This is a genomic window from Rathayibacter rathayi (assembly GCF_004011095.1).
Classification (GTDB): domain Bacteria; phylum Actinomycetota; class Actinomycetes; order Actinomycetales; family Microbacteriaceae; genus Rathayibacter; species Rathayibacter rathayi.
The window spans coordinates 557125-572621 of the sequence record NZ_CP028129.1; the positions used below are offsets into that span (position 1 = coordinate 557125).

Sequence of the window (15497 nt, forward strand, 5' to 3'; positions counted from 1 at the left end):
TCGGAAGTGAGGTGCCTCGATATTCGGAAAAGTGAATTTCCCGCTGATATGGATAAATTGGAGAGAATATGGACCATTTGGGAAAAGAAAACCTTCCGCGTAAAAAGAGCGGAATAACGAGGGTGGTTATCGCTAGTTGGCTTATAATCGCGGCAATAATGTCGGCGCCGGCTGCGGTCGCTTCGGCCACCGAGACCATTGGAGGCAGATCTGACTGGAATGGAAAGACCTATTTTGGTAAGGTCAGATACCATGATGGCGGCGGAATGGCATTCACCTTGTCCACGAACGACCACTCGTTCTGTGGAGGGGCTTTTCAATTCGGTGTTCGTAATCCTGGAAGTGGGGATGGTACTCTTCTCGACCAGGCCGAGTGGCACGACGTCGGCGGTGGTAGGTCTTTGAAGTGGAATACGGGAAGTTACTCGATCCCGTCAGGGCGTTATTCAGTCGTCACAAATGTATTCGGGGCTTGCGGTGGTTCGACGTCGAAAGACGTCAACTGGACCGGTCCGCTCACTTACTAGGAGGAGTTATGAATAAGCGCTCAATTGTTGCAGGGGTGGCAGGTTTTCCTCTAGCGATCATATTTGGAATCTCGGTTTCGACTGCCCATGTAGATGTAAATACTGATGTGCAGACTGACACTAATTCAGTCGTGTCGGACACTGTTGCGCTCGATCTTCTCAAGGATCAGACCAGCTTATTTGAGGCTCCGCTCCCGCAGGGGGTCAAATGGAACAATTCTCTTGGAATCGAGGAGCCGACCGACGGAGTCAGTGTTCGAGTCGAACCTTCCTTCGTGCAGTCAACTATGGCGACTTATTGGCTCTGCGCGTGGGAGGACTCGCTCGTGTCGACGTCAAAGGTGGGAGACGTTGCGGGCGCCGATAAGGCACTCAGTATGGTTAATACCTTCACTAGCTTGGATGTTTATCAAGAAAATTTCATTGACCCCAATGCTGGTTGGCGACGGACCGTTGCGGATCCCGCGTTACACGGCGATCTGGCGGGCGTTAAAGCGGAACTAGCATCAAGCTGCACTCTCTATTTCGAAGAACAACCGGCGCCTTAGCAGCCGTCCGGTCTTGGTCCCGTCCGCCGGTTTAGCTGCTGCGCGGGGTCGCGCGGCGGAGGATAGCCCAGCCCGCGAGGGCGGCGAGAGCGGTCGGGATCAGCGAGAGTGCGTAGCCGCCGATGAAGCCGAGGCCGGCGAAGAACTCACCGAACGTCTCCCAGCCGTCGGTGAAGGTCAGGAGTGCGACCACACCCAGCACGAGGATCCCGAGCGCGGTGAAGAAGACGAGCATGCCCCGCTGACGCCAGCGGACATAGACCGAGGCGGTCGCGGAACCGACGAAGAAGAAGAACAGGAATGTGCAGAGGACTGCAAAGACGCGCTCGAGGAGCGGTCCATCGCCGAAGTAGATCGCGCGGAAGAAGTTGCCGCCGAAGCCCCAGCCGTCGGTCGCGTCCTCGAGGCCGCCCATAACCGCGAAAAGCACGGTCCAGGAGATCGAAAGTCCGACGAAGGTGACGGCGGTGCCGAGGGAAAAGTCGCGGCGTGTGGATCCGTAGCCCAGCGCGAGACCGAAACTGATGTTCACGGCCTGAACGGCGACGACCATCATGTACACGAAAATAAAAAATGTCGCTCCTGAATACTGCATCCCGTTGGTCGCCTCGGTGACCCCCACGGCTGTGTCGAGGTTCCGCAGGATCAGCCACCGGACGGCGAGGTTGCCGAGGAAGATCACTATCAGAATCGCAAGCGGTGTGTAGAGGATCGTGGCCGGGTTCGCAAAGTGGAGGCGGACGATACTGCCGAGGCGTCCGGCGACGGTGCTGTGGCGCGAGGGGGCGGCGGTGAGGGCGGTCATTCCGAGTCCTTTCCGGTGGTGAGTTGGACGACAAGCTGCTGCAGCGGCACGGGTTCGAGGTCGAGTCCGTGTCGGCGGGCCTGGTCGCGTCCGACGGCGTCGAGGCGGGGGAGCGTGGCGGAGGCGTGGCTGCCGAGGGCGGAGCGGCCGATGACCTCGCGGTTCGCGATGAACGACTCGACGGCCTGCCGAGGTCCGGTGACCGTCGCAGCGGCGCCCCGCAGCTCCTCCGCGTCACTGTCGACGACGAGGCGGCCCTGATCGACGACGAGGACGTGCTCGAGCAGGTTGCTGACCTCGTCGATCAGGTGGGTGGAAAGGACGACCGTGCGGGGGTGCTCGGCGAAATCCTGCAGGAGGCGGTTGTAGAAGATCTGCCGGGCGACGGCGTCCAGGCCCAGGTACGGCTCGTCGAAGAACGTGAGCGGAGCGCGCGAGGCGAGCCCGACGATGACTCCGATCGCTGAGAGCTGCCCGCGGGAGAGTTTCTTGATCTTGCGGTCGATGGGCAGGCAGAAGACCTCGACCAGCTCCCGGGCGAAGGCCTCGTCCCAGCCGTCGAAGAACCACGGGGCGCTGCGCAGGACGTGCTTCACCGTGAAGTCGTCGGGATACTTCTGGCTCTCCTTGATGAAGCAGGTGCGGGAGAGGACGGATGCGTTCTCGAGCGGCTTCTGTCCGAAGATTCGGATCTCGCCTCCGCTCGGAAACTCCTGCCCGGTGAGCAGCGACATCAGCGTCGTCTTGCCGGCGCCGTTGCGGCCGAGGAGGCCGTGGATCCGGTTCTCCTCCAGCTCGAAGTCGATGCCATCGATGGCCCGCATCCGGCCGTAGTGCTTGCGGAGGTCGTGGACCTCGATGACCGCGCTCATCGCGATCCTCCTTCTCTGATCATGTCGGCGAGCTGATCGGTGCCGAGGCCGAGCTTGGCGGCCTCGGCGAGCAGCGGAGCGACGAACTGGTCGCGGAACTGGGTGCGGCGTTTCTCCACCAGTCGGCCGCGCGCCCCCTCGGTGACGAACATCCCGATTCCTCTTCTCTTGTAGAGCACCCCGTCATCGACGAGCAGGTTCACGCCCTTGCCGGCCGTGGCCGGGTTGATGCGGTGGAACGCTGCGAACTCGTTCGTCGACGGGACCTGTGACTCCTCCGGCAGCGCGCCGGCGATGATGTCGTTCTCGATCTGCTCGGCGATCTGCAGGAAGAGCGGGCGGGAGTCGTCCACGCGGGCTCCTTCCGGGGCGGGGTCGGGTGGTTAGTTGGTTATGCGACTAACCATGCAGGTGGAGCGGGCTGTTGTCAAGAGGGACCGAGGTGGAGGGCGGATGTTGCGGGGACGCGGGCGCGCTTCACGGGCGGCGGCGGGCGGTGGTGGGTGGCGGCGGGTAGTGGTGGGCGGCGGGTACACTGGCTCGGCCAGCCTCTGTAGCTCAATGGAAGAGCGACTCCGTCCTAAGGAGCAGGTTGGGGGTTCGAGTCCCTCCAGGGGCACCACAGAATGAGTTCTCAGACCCTTGCCAGAGAAGACTGCCGTGTCGGCGCTAATGTCTCGAGGTTTACTCGGGTCACCGTGACCCACGGCATGGGAATCGGCGCTGATCAGTGATTGTGCAGCGATCCGGCGTGTCTCTGAATAAGCCGCCACGGCCAACGCTCGAGTTCCCGCGAGCCGAGACTTTCCCGTGGGTCGAAACCGATTATCAGAACACCCGATGCCGCCACTGCATAATTAGTGTTCTGCGGGTACGGATGTGAAAGGATGAAAGAATATGGCTGATCCGGTATCTGTGGGCGTTGGCGTGCTGCTCGGTGCGCTCAACGACCGACTGAAGACGCTTGTGAAGCGGCTGTCTTCCTCGGCCGTGAGTATTGGTCTCGCGCTGCTGCTCGGGGCGACGATCCAGCTCGACTGGGGTCACGTCAACCAGCTCCGCGATATCAGCACGGACCCGGTCGCCGCCGCGTATCAGGTTGCCCATGTCTTCGGTCTCGCCGACATGTCCTGGATCGACGCGGTCGCGAACTGGCTCGCCCGTCCAGCAATTGTGCCTGCCGCGTGGATCGCCGCCGCCGCTGCCGGTCTCTATCCCCTGCGTTGGCGCGTTCACGGCGTCGAGATCGCCTGGCTCGTTCTGCTGCCAGCCTCGGTGGTCTTGGGCGTGGCCGCCTATTGGACGGCGCTCATCTCGTTGGCGATAGCGCTGAGCGTGGTCGCTGCCCGCGGCGCTGTTGATCTATGGTCCAGCCACGATTGGTACGAACGTCGCCGCTGGTATCACCCCGAGCATGTACCAGTCCGCTTCTTTGAGACGATTTTGAACTTCATCTTCACACCTGTCATGCCAGCAATCCGCATGATCATGGGGATCGCGGACAATTTCACCTTCGAGCCCAAGCTGCGGGAACCTGCCACCGGGGCGAGAGTCATTGGCCTAGACAGCATCCGTCCGGACGGCAATGAGGTCGCGTAGCCGTCCGGCTGAGGTGGCGGATGCGGCGAATATCGTAGGATATTCTGTTGCGCTACAGCTGCCCCGTCTGCGAACGGACCACGAACCGTACAAGGGAAAGGGGTGAACTATCTGTATCGCCGAATTTCAGCACGCAGTCCAATCTTCTCGGCGTAATCGATTGTGGGCGTAATCGATTGTTGTTGTGCGCTCGAGCGTGCAGACGCTATTCGGCCCCTGTCCGTACGGCGCGCGCTCACGGCCTTCTGAGGGGTGCCCGCAGGTCTTCGCTCAGGCAGTGCCGCAATGATCGAGGCTGGTATCCGACGGAAGGGTCTCTGTGAGCATGTTCAAGCGTGTTCTCGGCATGGCGTCCAAGGCGCTCGATAAGACTACTCGCTCATTGTTATGCTCTCGTTGATCTGCACCGCCGTCCCATCAGGATCGATAATGCGAAGCGAGCGACCGAAGGGCTCTGCTGCAATTTTTCCAGAATCAAATCCGGCAGTGCGCATCCGCGCTTGAACAATCTCTAGTTCCTCCTCGCTTTCGAACGATAACTCGATTGCGCCAGGGGCAACATCGTGGTCGGCGCTCCTGGCGGAGTGTAGTGCGACTTTGCCGCCCTCGGCCTCCAGTTCGATCCACTCCCGCGACTCGGTCGAATATCCGGGAATGAGTCCTATTGCTCGATAAAAGTTATCGCTCAGATCGTTGTCTTTCGCGAATTTTACTGCCAACAGTTTCATGAACGAATCCTTTCTCCTGTAGTTATCATGGCCAAAAATGACGGGCACGGAGAGCGTCATAGCTTCTCGTCGTGGGCCTTGGAAGGATCGGATCGCGGCGCCGACGAGTGCCAGAATCGCTGCCTCCAGGACCAGGGCCGCTGCCGTGACCCACGGGCTTGGGAACGACCACACGCCGACAGCCCCCGTTCACCCTGTCAGCGCAAGTGCGCATCCGGTGCACAGCAGCCAGGTGAATCGAGACTTTTCCACCCGAACAGAGTAGGCAGAACGCATCCCGAAGCGCTCACCGCGCGGGGTCAGCGGGGTCCTGCTCCAGGCCGCTGAAACGCTGGACATACATCATGGCGCCGGCCCGTCTCTGCAGGCGCAGGCTTGTTTCGAGGTGTTGTGTGGCCAGCGACATGGGCGGGTGGTTCCCCTGCAGTGTGAGGTACGGCTTCGGCCAGGTCGACGAGCAGCCGCTCACATTCGCTTTAATCGCTCCGACTGACAGGGACTCGCTTCAGAATCCGTGTACCGGCTCTCATTTCCTCTACTCCTGCGCGCTCATGACCTATTCGTGAGGAAACCAGGCGGCTCCCCATCCGCCGATCTGTCAGTAATACTTCCGCTGCGGCCGGCAGGAGCAAGGCGGCAAGGAGCATTCGGAATGGGGGGCATGCGGAGAGCGCATCCTTAAGTGTCGAGACCCTAAGGTGGTCGCGTGCACACGTACTGCGGCTGCACGCCATCAGGATGAGTTCGGTCTTCGGCTCGTGGTACCTCAGGTGCCACCGCTGCGACATCGTCTCGTGCAGGTCAGCGATGTGGACCCAGTCTTGTCCTTCCTCGACGAAGCAGTTCGCCATATCGGAGTACACCTGGCCGGAGCGCGCCCAGTCCTCCTCTGCCTGGTACTTCAGCGTCGTCTCATTCGCGTGACGCCCGTAGCGTCACCAAGAGAGGCCGGACGGCCATGCTGCTCGACGAGCGAAGCGGCTGCCGCGTCTCATGCCGCTTCGTTCACCTGCGAGCTCCCCACGCGCAGCAGGTACTTGCGCCGTTCGCGCAGCGCCGCATCCTCCGCCTTCAGCACGTTCGCTTGCTCGGGAGTTTGGTCGGTGTCCGGGCTGGGGCGGGCGTACGTAACCGAGGTGAAAATGCGCGAATCAGTGCGATGAAGCCCTCTGCGGACGGATGCGCCTCGGTTACGAACGCGTTCACCAGCGTCCGCCCGCCGCTCGCAGTCCGGCGGCGAGAAGCCCGGCGAGAGACGCCAGAACGATCGCGATGACGAAGATCCCGGACAAGTAGCCCTCGACCAGCAGCGGGAGCACCGCGCCCACGACGGTCCCGATCTGCGTTACCGCCGTGTACGCGCTCGCGCCCGTACCGACTCCGCCCCCACTCGTGCGGCCGAGCAGGACCAGGCCGGTGCTCTGGAAACCGACGCCCACCACGGCGTAGAGCACCTGCGCCAGCAGCAGGAGGGGTAGCTGGACGCGGTGAGGAGGAACGAGAACGACGCGATCCCGAACAGGGCGATCACCACGAGGGCGACGGCGCTGCCGCGGGCGGTGCTGAGCCGGCCAAGCAGGGGGAGAGCAGCGAATTCGAGCAGCGCCGAGGTCAGGAACAGGGGCGGCACGTCTGCGGCGAGCAGCGGGTCGAGGCCGGCTGCGGCGGTGACGGAGAAGAGGATCAGCCCGAGGAGGTATCCGCCGACCGTGACCAGCCTCAGCCGGGTCACCGCGGACTCCTGAGCCGCGGAGCCGAGCTACGCCGCCGCCCGACCGAAGATCTGCGGGATGATCGTGCTCAGCATCAGCAGCAGTGCGCCGCCGATCAGGAGGATCGGTAGGCTGCCTGCCCCACAGAGGACGAGGACAAGGCCCACCGGGACGACGGCGGTAGTCGCGAGGAGGGCGCTGCGCGGATCCCGGCGCGTCTGATCCGTGGCACGAGGAGCGTGCTGTAAGCCACAGCGACGGTGGCGTTCAGGACGAAGAAGAGCGCGATCTCGGGCTTCGTACGGCCGGCCGCGTCGAGGGCGACCGGGAGGCCGACAGTGATGATGCCACCGAGCGCCGCGGTGCTGAGGAGGGTGAAGAGGACGATGCGCGAAAGGCGTGCGCTGGACAGGGTGCTCCTTCCTCGGAGCCGCCGGTGTGCGCCGAACGGCCCGGTCGAGGAAGGCAGTCGCCGACGGGCGGGTGAGGAAGGACGCTAACAGGGCCGGGGAGAGCGGGGCGTGCTCTGGCGCGGGACAAAGGGTGTCGCGAGGGGCGCGCGGAGTCGGCGTCGTCGTACCCTCGTCTGCATGGGATTCGTGTTCTCACTGCTGGTCATCGTCCTGACCGTGCTCGCGCTGGTCGACGTCGTCCGGCAGCCCGACAACGTCGTGCGGAATCTGCCGAAGATCGTGTGGATCCTGCTGATCTTCTTCCTCCCGATCATCGGCGTTTCGCTGTGGTTCCTGCTCGGGCACGAGTGGAAGCGGGGCGATGGCGGCTCGTTCGTTCCCGGTGGCCGTGCGTCCCGCCGCCAGAAGCAGGCGCCGACGAGGATCGTGGTCCGGCCCGCTCTCAAGAGCACGGAGGAGCAGCTGGCCGATCTCGAGCGCGAGGAGGCGCATTACGCGCGGCTCGCCGAGGAGCAGCGTCGTCGCCGCGAGGGCGAGCGGCCGCTCGACGTGTGAGCGGCCGCTCCGATCGGGGTTACCTCGCGAAGTCTGAAGCGGCCCACTGGACTGCGGCGATCTTCGCCTGGCCCGCGACGCTGGGGTGGAAGTAGTCGGTCGTGGTGATCAAGTCTTCGGTGACGGGGGTGGCGGTCAGCGCACCGCCGTCCCAGTCGCAGAGCGGACCGTCGAGCGTGCAGGCGGTCTTCAGGGCGGAGTTGTACTGCTTGATCCGCTTCGTGGCTGCCGCGGCGGACGCGGCTGCGGCGGGGCGGCTCAGCGGCTTACCCTCGGTGTCCACTCCGCGGGTGGTGCGGCAGGCGTTGGAGACAGTCCAGATCAGCGATCCGGTTCCGTCCTTCAGGACGGACCACTCCTTGGTGATGTCGGGCATCGAGGAGAGGACGATGTGGGAGGTGGGCCAGGCCATGCGGATGTCCGTGATCGCTGCGAATGCGGCGGCCTGGAAGTCGTCGACCGGGGTCATCGTGTAGCCGTCCGCGGCGACAGGATTCTGGGGCAAGCACAGATCGTTGCCGCCGACGAGGAGGGTGACAACATCCGCTCGCACTCCGGCGGCTACCGCCTCCTGCACCCGTGAGGGGACCTGCGCGATGACATCGCCGCTGTTGGCGAAGTTCGCGGTCGTGATCTGCGTGCCGGGGTTGGCCGCGCCCAGCCGTGTGGCGAACGAGTTCACGTCGGGGTTCGTGCCGGTGGACCAGCTGTTCTGGGGGCAATCCTCCAGGGATCCACAGGTGGCGTAGCCCTGAGTGATCGAGTCGCCCAGACTCAGCACCGAGAGGGAGGTCGGAGCGCAGGCGCTGGCGGCCTGGACGGGGATCAGAGCGGCCGCGAGGGCGACGACCGCACCGACGGCGAGAGCCCGCACGCGGCGGACCCCGGTGCGTTGACGAAGGGACGGGAACAGGCGCATGGTCAACCAATCTCTAGCAGTAACGACGGTGAGAAACCGTCGGTGCCGACGTTAGGGGTTGGGCATGCTGTCTGTACTTGAAACAATTACCCCAGAACGAGTCCATTCAGCCTAGGGTCGCTCACCGCCTGGAACGGCAGCGACTCAGCGGTGGGTCGACCTCGGAATCCGCACCCGGCTTAGCGCCCAGATCAGCGCCCCGGAGAGGAGGAACGCCACCGCGACGGCCGCGACGAAGACTGTCACTCGTCCATACCCGGTCGCGGGGTCGAGGAACGGATATGGCACCCAGCCGTCCGTCGCTCCGCGGATCAGAACCACCGCGAGCCAGAGGATCGGGTAGACCACGACCAGCCAGAGCCGTCGCCACGGCAGCGCAGGACGGTCGGCGACGAGGAGCCAGTCGAGCAGGCCGTAGATCGGAAAGAGCACATGCATCACGGTGTTGGCCCAGGGCAGCGCTACTCCGCCCGCCACGCTCGTGAGAAGGGTGTTGTAGACGAGGCCGACGACGACGATGTACCCGGTGCACGCTCCTCGGGCCAGCGGGACGCGGACCGGCGCAGGACGGCGCAGGAGCGCGAACATCGCGGTGACCGCGAGCACGACGGCGAGCAAGATGTTGCCCTGAATGGTGAAGAAGCCGAAGAAGTTGACTGGGTTCAGCGGACCGCGCGCGGCGGTGTCGACCGCCGTCGCAATCACGGCAAGGAGGACGGCAGCGGCCACAACGAGACGGACCAGCGCGACCGGCACCCGAGCCGCCTCCGCCCGGGAGGAGGGGGAGGGCGGCGTCATCGCTCGAGCGTAGCGCCGGAGCGCCTAGCCTGTCCCGGTGCTCACGATCGGTGTCGACCGGCTGAGGAGACGGGTGGCTGAGGAGACGGGGGGCTGAGGGGCAGGGTCAGGCCGGGATCTTCGCCCCCAGCAGGCCCGCGGCGACCTCGGCCGCTCGCTCGGCCTCCTCGACGCTCGAGAACGGCCCGGTGGAGACGAGTGACAGGGCGGTGGTCAGGCGTGGGTCGATCTCGAGTCGGAACCGGGGCAACTCCGCCCCGGGAACGACGACGATCCTGACTCCGTTCCGGCTCCATCGCGCGGGTTGGATCGAAGAAATCTGTGTCATGGTGCTCTCCGCTTTCGCGATCATCCGCACGGGTTGCTGACGCCTCGACTGTGCAGGTGCCACGCTACGACCGGGGCCAGTCTCTCCGAACGGGCTTGACCTCTCCGGCTCAACGGGCGTAACGGATCAGTGCAGCCGGTCGAGAGTGTCGCTGATCCGGCGAAGGCACTCGATCAGCACCGACATCTGCGCGGCGTCGAGGTCGGCCAGCACCTCACCCTCGGCGGCGACCAGGTTGCGCATCGCCTCGTCGACGCGCTTCGTGCCTCGCGGGGTGAGCGAAACGATCTTGCTCCGGGAGTCGGCGGTGTTCTGCTCGCGGACTACGAGCCCCCGGGCTCCGAGCCGGTCGACGCGGCTGGCGAGGTTACCGCTGGAGAGGGCCAGGTGCGTGGAGAGCGCCGAGGGGGTCATCCCGCCCGGTCCACGCTGGCGCAGCAGCGAGAGGAGTTCGAACTCCCACGGAGCGAGGTCGCTGACAGCGAAGGACTGGCGCCGCACCTCCTGCACGCGCGGGCTGAGCCGACGCAGACGCGAGACGACGTCCAGCGGCGCGAAATCGAGGTCGGGCAGGGCACCGGCCCACGCGTCGATCACCAGATCGACATCGTCGTCTTCGCGCATCCCCCGATTATCCCCGGGTGGCGTGGACGGCGACGACGGGTGGCTCGCGTCGGCGGGCGGGCCTAGCCTGTGCGGAGGGCGGCCTCGGGTACGGGCTCGGGGTCGGTGCCGTAGGGGTGAGCGGCGTAAGGGTGAGCGGCGTAAGCGCCCGGGGCTTAGGCGCGAGCGGCCCGCACGTATGCGACGATCGCGTTCGCGTGGCCGTGACCGAGGCCGTGCTCGCTCTTCAGCCAGGTCACGACCCGCAGGTGCGGCTCGGTGCGCAGGCGTTCGTCGGCGAGGTCGAGCCAGTCCTGCACGGGGCGGCCGTAGGTCTTCTCGATGCTCGGGAAGTAGGAGGCGGGGCCGGTCGGCTTCGCGCCGTCAGCGGGTGGTTCGGGAGCGAGCACGCGGTCGGTCATGCGGTCACGATAGCGACCGTGCGTCCGTGTGCGTAGGCGGAGGGGTCGAAGCGGCCGAGCTCCTCGCGGAAGGCGAAGGCGAAGTCGGGCCAGAGCAGGGTCAGGCGACGATTGTCGTCGAGGTACCAGCTCTCACAGCCGCCATTGGTCCAGACGGTGTCAGCGCTCAGGGCGTCGAGGCGGGCGACGGAGGCGGCCTCGGCCTCGGCGGTGACCTCGAGAACGTCCGCTCCGACGGCGTCGCGGTGGTCGAGGGCGGCCAGGACGTAGTCGATCTGCGTCTCGATCATGTGCACGGAGGAGTTGTGGCCGAGGCTCGCGTTCGGGCCGTTGATGACGAAGAGGCTGGGGAAGCCGTGCACCGCTGTGGACTCGTAAGCGGCCATTCCGTCGGCCCAGCGGTCGGCGAGGAGCAGACCGTCGCGGCCGCGGATCCGCCGGGCGAAGGGCGGTCGTGTAGAGAGGAAGCCGGTGGCGAAGACGAGGACGTCGACCTCGTGGCGGACGTCGTCGCCGCCGACGGCCGCACCCTCCTCGATACGCCGGAGTGGGCCAGGGACAACGCTGACGTGCGGTTGCGCGAGAGCCGGGTAGTAGTCGTCCGAGAGGAGGACTCGCTTGCAGCCGATCTCGTAGTTCGGCGTGAGGACGGCGCGCAGCTCGGGATCGGCGATCTGCCCGGCGAGGTGCCCCAGCGCCTCCGCTCGGAGCCGGTCGATCGCCTCGGGGACGGCGACCCGCCCGGCGAAGCCGAGCTCGGCCCGCCAGAACAGCTGCTCGCGCAAGCGGGAGAGGGCTCCGGGCGCGCGGGAGAGCGTGCGGCGCTCGTGCGGTGGGTAGGCGCGGTTGCGCCGCGGGACCACATACGGGGCCGAACGCTGGAAAAGCACGACCTCCGCAGCACGCTCGGCGAGATGCGGCACGATCTGCACGGCGGAGGCGCCCGAGCCGACGATCCCGACGCGCGCTCCGTCGAGATCGACGTCCTCACGCCAGCGCGCGGAGTGGAAGGCCGGCCCGGCGAACGCGTCGAGCCCCGGCACAGCCGGGAGCCGCGGCTCGGAGAGGCGTCCCGCGCAGACGAGTAGGACGGCGGCGGAGTAGTCGCCGCGCGAGGTGCGCACCCGCCAGCGCTGCGACTGCTCGTCGAAGACCGCCTCGAGGACCTCTGTGCCCAGCCGGAGCCGCGGCGCGAGGCCCTCCCGCTCGACGACCCGCTCGAGGTAGCCCTGGATCTCGGCTCCGGGGGCGTACAGCGTCGACCAGTCGGCCTCGGGGGCGAACGAGTAGGAGTAGAGGTGCGAGGGGATGTCGCAGGAGACACCGGGGTAGACGTTGTCGCGCCAGGTGCCGCCGATCCGCTCCGCGCGTTCGAGTACGACGAAGGAGGTGCCGCCGCGTCGCTCCAGGCGCACGGCGGCACCGAGGCCGGCGAATCCGGCTCCGATCATGACGACGTCAACGTCCATCAGACCCTCATCCTCGCCAGGACACTGCCGGGCGGGTCGCGGTGCGGGTCGGCGAGGAAGCGCTCGAGAGTGGCGAGGAGCTCGGCCGGACGCTCGGTGAGGACGGCGTGACCGGAGTCGACCACGGCGTAGCGGGCGTCGTCGATCGCGCCGAGCAGCGCCTCCGCACCCTCGACGCCGACGACGGCGTCGGCGGAGCAACCGACGACGAGGGCGGGGACGCGGCAGCGCGCGGCGGCCCGGGCGATGTCGGCGCGCGCGGAGGCGGCGAGCAGCCGCGGGGCGTCGGCGTTCCACGGGGAGGAGGGGGTGTCCGAGCGGACGGCGAGCAGGCGTGCGGCCTCCTCCTGCGCTTCCGGCGGGAGTTGCGGCCAGAGCCGCGCGGTGCGGAGCAGGCGCTCGGTGGGGCTCAGCCAGCCGGCGACGAGGGCGAGGGCGTGCACCCGGTGGTCGTCGGCGGTGAGGGCGACGGCGGCGCCGAGGGAGTGGCCGATCAGCACGGCCGTATCGGCTTCGAGCGCGTCGAGGGCGGCACGGACGGCGGCGGGGCCGTCGAGCCACGGGTCGCGCAGATCGGCGAGTTCGAGTGCGGCGACCCGGTGTCGCCGGGCCAGCATGGGCAGCAGCAGCGCGGTGTCGCTCCGTGCTCCGCGGCCGACGCCCGTCAGCAGCAGTACCGCTCGGGAACCTTCGGGGCCGGCGCTCAGCAGCCGCACCGCGGCTCCCGCGGCCTCGACCCGCTCCTCCCGGACCAGCTCGGCTTGGCGTCGGAGGTACTCGGACCGCGTCATGACACTCGGCGGGTCTGGCGGAGCGGTAGGCGCAGCCGCTGCGGGCCCGCCGTCGCGATCGGCGCTGCTCCCAGGGCGCGCTCAGGAGCGACCACTCCGTAGGTCGTCGTGCGCTGGCGCCAGCCGCGGCCGATCTCACCGCTCAGGCGGGCGACGGTCGCGATGTCGAGCGAACGGTACGCCTCCGCCCCCGCCTCGGGCCGGAGCGCGCCGTCCAGCAGCAGGCCGCCGAGGTCGTCGGCGCCGCCGCGGAGGAGGACCTGCGCTGTCTGTAGTCCGAGCTTGGTCCAGGCGGTCTGCACATGGGCGATGCGGCCGTGCAGGACGAGCCTGGCGACGGCGTGCACGGCGCGAGTCTCGCGCAGGGTCGGGCCGCCGCGGCTCACGCGCACGACGCCGGGCGGTGCCTCCGCCGGGACGAACGGCATCGCGATGAACTCGGTGAACCCGCCCGTCTCATCCTGGATCGCGGCGAGCGTGCGCAGGTGGGCGAGCTGCTGCTGCGGTGTCTCGACGTGTCCATAGACCATCGTGGAGGTGGAGTGAAGGCCGCTGCGGTGCGCGGCCGTGATCGCCTCGCGCCAGTCGGCGGCAGTGGGGTCGGTGCCCTCGCTGAGGACGGCGCGCACGTCGTCGTCGAGGATGCGCGCGGCGGTGCCGGGCACGGAGCCGACGCCCGCCTCGCGCAGGGCGTCGAGCATCGCGGGCAGGGTGCGGCCGGTGCGGCGCGCGACCTCGAGGATCTCTGCCGGCCGGTAGGCGTGCAGGTGCAGGGACGGCTGCCGCTGCGTGAGAGTCCGGATGATGAGGAGGAGGTCGTCGCCCGGGTGCTCGGCACCGATCGCGCCCTGGAGGCAGAGCTCCGTGGCACCGAGCGCGACCGCTTCGTCGGCCAGCTCCTGCAACCGCTCGACGGTGAGCCCGCCGGCGCCCCAAAGGGACGTGTCGATGTTGCGGTTGACCACGACCGAGACCTCGTCGCCGGCGGCCTCGCGGCGCAGGTCGTCCGCGAGAGCGGCGAGGGCGTCGAGGTCGTCGCCGTCGGCCGAGAGCAGGGCGAGGTAGTCGGCGTCCTCGAGTCCGGCCGGGTCCGCCTGCGCCCGCGCGATCACCGGGCCGAGCGTGGGCGCGAGGGGGCGTGGCGGAGCGTCGAGCGACTCGCGGTAGGGCCGGGGGAGGACCGGTGCCGCCTCGTTGGCGAGCCAGGTCTCGCGGTCGGCGAGGGCGGTGACGTAGGGAGCGACGCGGGGGTCGATCCACGTAGCGGAGTCGCGGAGGTACTGCGGGTGCGCGGTCAGCCGCTCGCGCAGCCGATAGCCGGCGGCTGCGGAGAGCCGCGCCAGATCGTCGATGTGGGGCCAGGGGCGCTCCGGATTCACATGGTCGGCCGTGAGCGGGCTCACCCCGCCCCAGTCATCGACTCCGGCCCGCAGCAGCAGCCCGAGCTCCTGCTCGTCGGTGAGGTTCGGCGGCGCCTGGATCGTTGCATCGGGCCCGAGGACGAGCCGGGCGACGGCGACGTTGGCGACGTACTCCTGCAGCTCAAGGTCGACCTCGTTCTGCATAGCGGTCCGCGGCTTGGCGCGGAAGTTCTGCACGATGCACTCCTGCACATGGCCCCAGCGCTCGTGCGACTCGCGGATCGCGAAGAGGGCGTCCGCCCGCTCCGCCGCGTTCTCGCCGATCCCCAGCAGCACGCCGGTCGTGAACGGGATGCGGCTGCGGCCCGCATCCTCGAGCACGCGCAGGCGCAGCGCGGGGTCCTTATCGGGCGAGCCGTAGTGCACGCCGCCCTTCTCGGACCAGAGCCGCTCGGCCGTGGTCTCGAGCATCATGCCCATCGAGGGGGCGACCGGGCGAAGCCGCTGCAGTTCGGCCCACGACATCACGCCGGGGTTGAGGTGCGCGACCATGCCGGTCTCGCTCATCACTAGGACGGCCATCGCGCGCACGTACTCGAGCGTCGAGGCGTAACCGTGCTCGGCGAGCCAGGCGCGGGCGACCGGCCAGCGGTCCTCCGGGCGGTCGCCGAGGGTGAACAGAGCCTCCTTGCACCCCAGCGCGGCTCCGGCGCGGGCCACCTCGAGGATCTCCTCCGGCTCCATGAAGGTCGACTCGCGCTTGGCCGCGAGCCTGCCCGGGGTCTCCACGAACACGCAGTAGTGGCAGCGGTCGCGGCAGAGCTTGGTCAGCGGGACAAAGACTTTGCGCGAGTAGGTGACGATGCCTGGCCGTCCGCGGCGGGCGAGTCCCTCGTCGCGCAGGCGCCCGGCGGCGTCGAGGAGCAGGTCGAGGTCGGCTCCGCGGGCGCCGAGGAGGGTCTGGGCACTCGCGCGCGTCAGCGGCTCGCCGTGGTCGAGTCGGGCGAGGAGGGTGGCCGTGGTCATGCGGGAGCGGCCCTTCCGGAG

The 15497-nt window shown here is 67.4% G+C and carries 17 protein-coding genes and 1 tRNA gene; 4 read left to right on the plus strand and 14 right to left on the minus strand.

The window, feature by feature from the left end; genetic code table 11:
- Positions 1-535: 535 nt before the first annotated feature.
- Positions 536-1075, plus strand: coding sequence for a hypothetical protein (locus C1O28_RS02820; RefSeq protein WP_127821424.1), 540 nt, complete (start codon positions 536-538; stop codon positions 1073-1075).
- A gap of 31 nt (positions 1076-1106) precedes the next feature.
- Here the strand turns inward: C1O28_RS02820 and C1O28_RS02825 are convergent, their stop codons facing one another.
- Genes C1O28_RS02825 through C1O28_RS02835 form a run of 3 tightly spaced genes read right to left on the minus strand, consistent with a single transcriptional unit; the run spans position 1107 to position 3105 of the window.
- Positions 1107-1880 carry an ABC transporter permease gene (locus tag C1O28_RS02825; RefSeq protein ID WP_097166685.1) on the minus strand — a complete coding sequence of 258 codons (774 nt, stop codon included), beginning with the start codon at positions 1878-1880 and terminating at the stop codon, positions 1107-1109.
- Positions 1877-2752, minus strand: a complete 876-nt coding sequence (locus tag C1O28_RS02830) for an ABC transporter ATP-binding protein (protein WP_097166684.1) — start codon at positions 2750-2752, stop codon at positions 1877-1879. The genes C1O28_RS02825 and C1O28_RS02830 overlap by 4 nt, the downstream gene beginning before the upstream one ends.
- The gene (locus tag C1O28_RS02835) at positions 2749-3105 is read right to left on the minus strand and encodes a GntR family transcriptional regulator (protein WP_097166683.1); all 357 of its coding nucleotides are present in this window, start codon (positions 3103-3105) and stop codon (positions 2749-2751) included. The genes C1O28_RS02830 and C1O28_RS02835 overlap by 4 nt, the downstream gene beginning before the upstream one ends.
- A 194-nt stretch (positions 3106-3299) precedes the next feature.
- Between C1O28_RS02835 and C1O28_RS02840 the strand changes: the two genes are divergently transcribed.
- Positions 3300-3374 (plus strand) — tRNA-Arg (locus tag C1O28_RS02840).
- A 275-nt stretch (positions 3375-3649) separates the two neighbouring features.
- Positions 3650-4351 (plus strand): hypothetical protein, encoded by a 702-nt coding sequence (locus C1O28_RS02845; RefSeq protein WP_104262071.1) that lies wholly within the window; start codon positions 3650-3652, stop codon positions 4349-4351.
- Between the two features lie 371 nt (positions 4352-4722).
- Here the strand turns inward: C1O28_RS02845 and C1O28_RS02850 are convergent, their stop codons facing one another.
- The 3 genes from C1O28_RS02850 to C1O28_RS02855 all read right to left on the minus strand — a co-directional run bounded on the left by C1O28_RS02850 (position 4723) and on the right by C1O28_RS02855 (position 6811).
- Positions 4723-5139: a hypothetical protein gene (locus C1O28_RS02850; RefSeq protein WP_097166681.1), complete on the minus strand. Its 417-nt coding sequence runs from the start codon at positions 5137-5139 to the stop codon at positions 4723-4725.
- Between the two features lie 1142 nt (positions 5140-6281).
- The gene (locus C1O28_RS15825) at positions 6282-6407 is read right to left on the minus strand and encodes a hypothetical protein (RefSeq protein ID WP_258058662.1); all 126 of its coding nucleotides are present in this window, start codon (positions 6405-6407) and stop codon (positions 6282-6284) included.
- Between the two features lie 17 nt (positions 6408-6424).
- Entirely contained in the window at positions 6425-6811 is a 387-nt protein-coding gene (locus tag C1O28_RS02855; RefSeq protein ID WP_097166680.1) for a hypothetical protein, read from the minus strand.
- Between the two features lie 570 nt (positions 6812-7381).
- Here C1O28_RS02855 and C1O28_RS02860 point away from each other — a divergent pair.
- Complete coding sequence (locus tag C1O28_RS02860) at positions 7382-7759, plus strand: PLD nuclease N-terminal domain-containing protein (protein WP_097166679.1); 378 nt, start codon at positions 7382-7384, stop codon at positions 7757-7759.
- Between the two features lie 19 nt (positions 7760-7778).
- Here the strand turns inward: C1O28_RS02860 and C1O28_RS02865 are convergent, their stop codons facing one another.
- The 8 genes from C1O28_RS02865 to cofG all read right to left on the minus strand — a co-directional run bounded on the left by C1O28_RS02865 (position 7779) and on the right by cofG (position 15476).
- Positions 7779-8678, minus strand: coding sequence for an SGNH/GDSL hydrolase family protein (locus C1O28_RS02865; RefSeq protein WP_097166678.1), 900 nt, complete (start codon positions 8676-8678; stop codon positions 7779-7781).
- 144 nt (positions 8679-8822) lie between these two features.
- Positions 8823-9476, minus strand: a complete 654-nt coding sequence (locus C1O28_RS02870; RefSeq protein WP_097166677.1) for a Pr6Pr family membrane protein — start codon at positions 9474-9476, stop codon at positions 8823-8825.
- Positions 9477-9582: 106 nt separating this feature from the next.
- Positions 9583-9804 (minus strand): hypothetical protein, encoded by a 222-nt coding sequence (locus tag C1O28_RS02875; RefSeq protein WP_127821425.1) that lies wholly within the window; start codon positions 9802-9804, stop codon positions 9583-9585.
- Between the two features lie 126 nt (positions 9805-9930).
- Positions 9931-10428, minus strand: a complete 498-nt coding sequence (locus C1O28_RS02880) for a MarR family winged helix-turn-helix transcriptional regulator (protein WP_097166675.1) — start codon at positions 10426-10428, stop codon at positions 9931-9933.
- A gap of 155 nt (positions 10429-10583) precedes the next feature.
- Positions 10584-10829, minus strand: coding sequence for a DUF4287 domain-containing protein (locus C1O28_RS02885; protein ID WP_097166674.1), 246 nt, complete (start codon positions 10827-10829; stop codon positions 10584-10586).
- A complete protein-coding gene (locus C1O28_RS02890) occupies positions 10826-12298 on the minus strand; it encodes a flavin-containing monooxygenase (protein ID WP_097166673.1) in 1473 nt (490 codons plus the stop codon). The genes C1O28_RS02885 and C1O28_RS02890 overlap by 4 nt, the downstream gene beginning before the upstream one ends.
- Positions 12298-13089: an alpha/beta fold hydrolase gene (locus C1O28_RS02895; protein WP_097166672.1), complete on the minus strand. Its 792-nt coding sequence runs from the start codon at positions 13087-13089 to the stop codon at positions 12298-12300. The genes C1O28_RS02890 and C1O28_RS02895 overlap by 1 nt, the downstream gene beginning before the upstream one ends.
- Positions 13086-15476 (minus strand): 7,8-didemethyl-8-hydroxy-5-deazariboflavin synthase CofG, encoded by a 2391-nt coding sequence (gene cofG, locus C1O28_RS02900; protein WP_097166671.1) that lies wholly within the window; start codon positions 15474-15476, stop codon positions 13086-13088. The genes C1O28_RS02895 and cofG overlap by 4 nt, the downstream gene beginning before the upstream one ends.
- Positions 15477-15497: the final 21 nt, after the last annotated feature.